Annotated in this window: 6 protein-coding genes and 1 pseudogene; all 7 read right to left on the bottom strand. The window is 74.4% G+C overall.

Annotated features, from left to right (window positions below):
- Window positions 1-393, bottom strand: a 393-nt coding sequence (locus VKG64_05270) for a hypothetical protein (GenBank protein ID HKB24449.1), incomplete at its 3' end; no start/stop codon positions are given.
- Between the two features lie 56 nt (window positions 394-449).
- A complete protein-coding gene (locus VKG64_05275) occupies window positions 450-815 on the bottom strand; it encodes a TraR/DksA family transcriptional regulator (GenBank protein ID HKB24450.1) in 366 nt (121 codons plus the stop codon).
- An 80-nt stretch (window positions 816-895) separates the two neighbouring features.
- On the bottom strand, window positions 896-1264 hold the full coding sequence (gene rsfS, locus VKG64_05280) for a ribosome silencing factor (protein ID HKB24451.1): 369 nt from the start codon (window positions 1262-1264) through the stop codon (window positions 896-898).
- A complete protein-coding gene (gene nadD, locus VKG64_05285) occupies window positions 1261-1869 on the bottom strand; it encodes a nicotinate-nucleotide adenylyltransferase (protein ID HKB24452.1) in 609 nt (202 codons plus the stop codon). The genes rsfS and nadD overlap by 4 nt, the downstream gene beginning before the upstream one ends.
- Before the next feature lie 3 nt (window positions 1870-1872).
- Window positions 1873-3129, bottom strand: a complete 1257-nt coding sequence (locus VKG64_05290; GenBank protein HKB24453.1) for a glutamate-5-semialdehyde dehydrogenase — start codon at window positions 3127-3129, stop codon at window positions 1873-1875.
- A gap of 9 nt (window positions 3130-3138) precedes the next feature.
- A complete protein-coding gene (gene proB, locus VKG64_05295) occupies window positions 3139-4257 on the bottom strand; it encodes a glutamate 5-kinase (protein ID HKB24454.1) in 1119 nt (372 codons plus the stop codon).
- 47 nt (window positions 4258-4304) lie between these two features.
- Window positions 4305-5282: pseudogene (gene obgE / locus VKG64_05300) on the bottom strand (GTPase ObgE).
- Window positions 5283-5377: the final 95 nt, after the last annotated feature.

The following is a 5377-nucleotide window of genomic DNA, read 5'->3' on the forward strand; positions in this document are numbered from 1 at the left end:
CGCGGCGGCCGCGTTGCCTCGGGCGAGCTCGGCCCGTCCGAGCTCGTAGTAGGCGACCGCGAGCCACTCCGTCTCCGCCGATCGGCCGGCGGCGGCGACGGCCCCCAGGATCCGGTGCTGGAGGTCGAGGAGCTCCGGCCAGCGCCCGGCCTCGGCGGCGAGCTCTCGGAGGCCCCGGAGCGCGCCGACGTGGTTGCGGCGCGCCTGGAGGACCTGCCGGTAGAGCGTGCCCGCCTCCTCAGGCCGGCCGGCGGCCCGCGCCTCGTCCGCGCGCCGGAGCAGCTCCAGCGTCTGCGGGTCGTCGGAGAGGGGCGCGCTCGCCGTCGGGGCGAAGAGCCGCCTGAGACCGAGGCCGACGGACACGAGGGTCCGGAGCGAGGCGAGGAGCGTCATGGCGCGGGCGGGCGGTTCGTGGAGCGCAGGGGGGCGCCGGTCGGGGCCGCGTGCGATCAGCCCGTGGCCATCCGCTCCTCTTGCTCGACCACGCGCTGACAGTCGATGCAGTAGCGGGCGAAGGGCAGCGCCTCGAGGCGTTTCTCGGAAATGGGCTCGCTGCAGCGCTCGCAGGAGCCGAAGGCGCCGTCGTCGAGCTTCTGCAGCGCGGAGACGACGTCGCGGAGGAGGCGGCGGTCGCCGTTGCCGAGCTCGAAGAAGAACTCCCTGTTGTAGGCGGTGTTGGCCTGGTCGCCCAGGTCCTTGATCGAGTCGTCCTCCTGATCCTTGCCGTAGATGGCGGTCCGGCCGACCTCGTCCGCCAGTTGGCGCTGCTTCTCGACCAGCCGCTTCTTGAAGTACGCCAGTCGCTCTTTGCGCATCGCGGCCTCCCTCCGCCACGTCTGGCACGCGCTACTCAAGTCATGAACGCTAACACGCGTCCGGGAGGCGCGCAACACCTTCACGCCCTTTCGGAGCCGCCGGCGAGCGACAGGGTGGGCGCGTCGCCCCAGAGGCGCTCGAGCGCGTAGTAGGCGCGCGTGTCCTCGAGGAACACGTGCATGAGGACGTCGCCGTAGTCGAGGAGGATCCAGCCGCTGGCGGCGACGCCCTCGGTGTGGAGCGGCCGGACGTCCGCGCCCTTGAGCTCGTCGCGGATCGCGCCCGAGATCGCCTCCATGTGGGTCGTCGATTTGGCGCTGCAGAGCAGGAAGTAGTCGGCGATGCTCGAGACGGCGCGCACGTCCAGCACGACCAGGTCGGTCGCCCGCTTGTCGAGCGCCGCGCGCGCGGCGCTCCGCGCCTTCCGCTCGGCCGGCGGCTGCGTCACGCCCCCTCGGTCAGGTAGAGGCGCCGCGCGCGGATGTGGGCGAGGACCGCGTCGGGCACGCGGTAGGCGAGCGACCGCCCCTCGCGGACGCGGCGCCGGAGGTCCGACGCCGAGATCGGCAGCGACGTCACGCGCACGATCAGGGGCTCCTGCCCGATCTCGCGCACGACCTTCTGCGCCGCGGCGCTGTCGGGATCGAACGCGCTGCCGACGCGCGGGACCACGACGAGCCGGGCCAGTTCGGCAAGGCGCCGGGGCTCGCGCCACGTGAGGAGGTCGAGGAAGGTCTCCGAGCCCAGGAGGAGGAAGAGGTCCGCGCGGGGGATGCGGAGCTCCGCGAGCGTGTCCACGGTGTACGAGGGACCGGCGCGGCGCAGCTCGACGTCGGAGACCTCGAACCGCGGGTGGCCCGCCGTCGCGAGCCGGACCATCTCGTAGCGGTCGGCCGCCGGCGCCAGCCGCCCGGGCGGCTTGTGGGGCGGGACCGCGGCGGGCACGAACAGGATCCGGTCGAGGCCGAGCGCCTCGAGGACCTCGTCGGCGAGAAGCAGGTGCCCGTAGTGGATCGGGTTGAACGACCCGCCGAAGACCGCGGTGCCGGCCAAGCCCTAGTCCCGCACCTGACCGTCGCCCAGCACGATGAACTTCGTCGTCGTCAGCTCGCGCGCGCCCACCGGGCCGCGCGCGTGGACCCGCGAGGTCGAGACGCCCATCTCCGCGCCCATGCCGAACTGGCCGCCGTCCACGAGCCGGGTCGAGGCGTTCACGAGCACGGCGGCGGCGTCCACCTCGCGCGTGAAGCGGCGCGCGTGCTCGAGGTCGTTGGTGACGATCGCCTCAGCGAGCCCCGTGCCGTGCCGGCGGATGTGCGCGAGGGCGGCGTCGAGGTCGTCCACGACGCGCACCGCGAGGATCAGGTCCAGATACTCCGTGTCCCAGTCCGCGTCGGTCGCGGGCCGCGCCGCGGGCACGAGCGCCCGCGTCGCCGGGCAGCCGCGGAGCTCGACGCCCGCGTCGGCGAGCCGCCGCGCCGCCAGCGGCAGGAACGCCGGCGCGATCGCGCGGTGGACCAGGAGCGTCTCGAGCGCGTTGCAGACGCTCGGCCGCTGGGCCTTCGCGTTCACCACGATCTGCGCGGCCATCGCGGGGTCGGCCGAGGCGTCGACGAAAACGTGGACGAGGCCCTTGTCGTGCTTGAGCACCGGGACGCGCGAGCGCTCGGCGACCCACCGGACGAAGTCCTCGCCCCCCCGCGGGATGACGAGGTCGAGGAGCCCGTCGAGCTCGAGGAGCGCCGCGACCGCCGCCCGGTCGGTCGTGTCCACGAACTGGATCGCGTCGGCCGGGCCGCCCGCCTTCTCGAGCGCCTTGGCCAGCACGCCGGCGATCAGCGTGTTGGACTCGATCGCCTCGCTGCCGCCGCGCAGCACGACGGCGTTGCCGGCCTTCACGCAGAGCCCGGCGGCGTCGGCCGTGACGTTCGGGCGCGACTCGTAGATGAACGCGATGACGCCCAGCGGGACGCGGACGCGGGAGATCTCGAGGCCGTTCGGCCGGCGCCACGCCTCGACGACCATCCCCACGGGGTCCGGGAGCGCGGCGATCTCGCGGAGCCCCTGCGCCATCTCCTCGACGCGGGCCTCGCTGAGCGCCAGGCGGTCGAGGAACGCGCGCGCGGCGCCGCGGCTCCGGGCGCGCTCGACGTCGCCGCGGTTCGCTTCGAGGAGCGCCGCGGTCTTCTCGACGAGCCCGTGCGCCATCTGGAGGAGCGCGTCGTTCTTGATGCGGGTCGGGCAGAGCGCGAGCGCGCGCGCGGCCTCGCGCGCCGCGCGGGCCTTCCCTTCCACGAGCGCCCGGACGTCCATGGCCATCCCCTAGAGGATTACCAGATTATCGCGGTGGATCACTTCGTCGAAGCTCTTGTAGCCGAGCCGCGTCTCGATCTCGCTGGTCTGGGCGCCCTGGATCTTCCGGAGCTCCGCGGCGTCGAAGTTCACCACGCCGCGCGCGAACTCGCGGCCTCCAGCGCCCTGCACCGCCACCACCTCGCCCGAGGCGAAGTCGCCCTCGACGGCGACGACCCCCGCCGGGAGCAGGCTCTTCTTGTGCCGGGTCAGCGCCGCGAGCGCCCCCGCGTCCACCGTGAGCCGGCCCTGCGGGGGCACCGCGAACGCGATCCAGCGCTTGCGCGCGGCGAGCCGCTCGGCCTTCGGCGCGAAGTACGTCCCGACGGGCTCGCCGGCGAGGATCCGGGCGAGGACGCCGGGCTCGCGGCCGCTCGCGATCACCATCGCGACGCCCGACGCGGCGGCCTTCTTCGCGGCCTGGAGCTTCGTCGCCATGCCGCCGACCGAGACGCCATCAGCGCGGTCGCGGGCGAGCCGCGCGATCTCGTCGGTGACGGCCTCGACCCGCTCGACCCTGCGGGCGGCGGCGTTGACGGTCGGGTCGTCGCTGTAGAGACCGTCCACGTCGGTGAGGAGCACCAGCAGGTCGGCGTCGATCAGCGAGGCGACGAGCGCGCTCAGGTTGTCGTTGTCGCCGACCTTGATCTCCTCGACGGCGACCGTGTCGTTCTCGTTCACGATCGGGAGCACGTCGAAGCGCAGCAGCGCGAGCAGCGTGTTCTTCGCGTTGAGGTAGCGCGCGCGGTCGCCGATGTCCTGCGCGGTGAGCAGCACCTGGCCCACGTGGATCCCGTGCCGGGCGAACGCCGCTTCGTAGCGCTCCATGAGCGCGGACTGGCCGACCGCGGCGGCCGCCTGCTTCTCGGGGATCGAGCGCGGGCGCTCGGAGAGCCGGAGCCGCGCCATCCCCGTCGCGATGGCGCCCGACGTGACGAGCACGACGCGGCGCCCCTCGCGCGCGGCGGCGATGTCGCGCGCGAGCGCGCCGATGCGCTCGGGCGAGGCGCCGATACCGGGCTCGGTGACGAGCCCGGTGCCGACCTTCACCACGAGCCGGCGGACGCGGGGGAGCTTGCGCTCCTTCACGACACGCGTCCCGCGACGGCCACGGGCCCGGGCGCCGCCAGCGCCGCCGCGATGCCGCGGACCAGGTCGTCCAGACCGGCGCCGGTCGCCGCCGAGATCACGAAGCAGCGCAGGCCCTGCGCGGCGCACTGGCGCTCGAGCCGCTCCCGGCGCGACGCCGCCTCCGGCAGGTCGGCCTTGTTGGCGACGAGGAGCTGCGGCCGCGCGGCGAGCTCGGGCGAGTAGGCGCGGAGCTCCCGGTCGAGCGCCTCCCGGTCGTCCACGGGATCGCGCCCGGTCTGCGGATCGAGGTCGAGCACGTGGAGGAGGAGGCGCGTCCGCTCGGTGTGGCGGAGGAACCGGTGGCCGAGCCCCTTGCCCTCCGCGGCGCCCGGGATGAGCCCGGGCAGGTCCGCGATGACGAACGAACGCTCGGCGTCCACGCGCACGATGCCGAGCGTCGGCTCGAGCGTCGTGAACGGGTAGTCCGCGATCTTCGGCCTCGCCGCCGAGAGGCGCGACACCAGCGTGGACTTGCCCGCGTTCGGAAAGCCGATGACGCCGACGTCGGCGAGGAGCCGGAGCTCCAAGTGGAGCCAGCGCTCGGGCCCGGGCCGGCCGAGGTCGGCGCGGCGCGGGGCCCGGTTCGTCGAGGAGGCGAAGCGCGCGTTGCCGCGCCCGCCGCGCGCGCCCGCGATCGCGAGCACGCGCTGGCCCGGCGCCGCGAGGTCGCCCAGGAGCTCGCCCGTGGCGCGGTCGGTGACGACGGTGCCCGCCGGGACGCGCAGGACCAGGTCGCGGCCGGTGGCGCCGTGACGGTTCGAGCCTTCGCCGTGGGTGCCGCGCTCGGCGTGGTAGTGCCGCCGGTAGTGGAAATCGAGGAGGGTCGTCAGCGCGGGATCGGCCTCGAGCCACACGCTCCCGCCGTCGCCGCCGTCGCCGCCGTCGGGGCCGCCGCGCGGGACGTATTTCTCCCGGCGGAAGCTGACGCAGCCGGCGCCCCCGTCGCCGCCCTTGACGAAGACATCGATCTCGTCGACGAACATGCCAGGCACCGCGGGCCGGGCGGCCCGCCGGACGTCACATCGGGTTGGAGGCGACGCTCACGTAGCGCGAATCCCCGCGCCGCTCGAACCGCACA

This window comes from Candidatus Methylomirabilota bacterium (assembly GCA_035260325.1).
Lineage (GTDB): Bacteria > Methylomirabilota > Methylomirabilia > Rokubacteriales > CSP1-6 > AR19.

Coding starts and splice junctions, on each gene's coding strand:
- VKG64_05275 (HKB24450.1), bottom strand. CDS start 815: ATGCGCAAAGAGCGACTGGCGTACTTCAAGAAGCGGCTGGTCGAGAAG.
- VKG64_05290 (HKB24453.1), bottom strand. CDS start 3,129: ATGGACGTCCGGGCGCTCGTGGAAGGGAAGGCCCGCGCGGCGCGCGAG.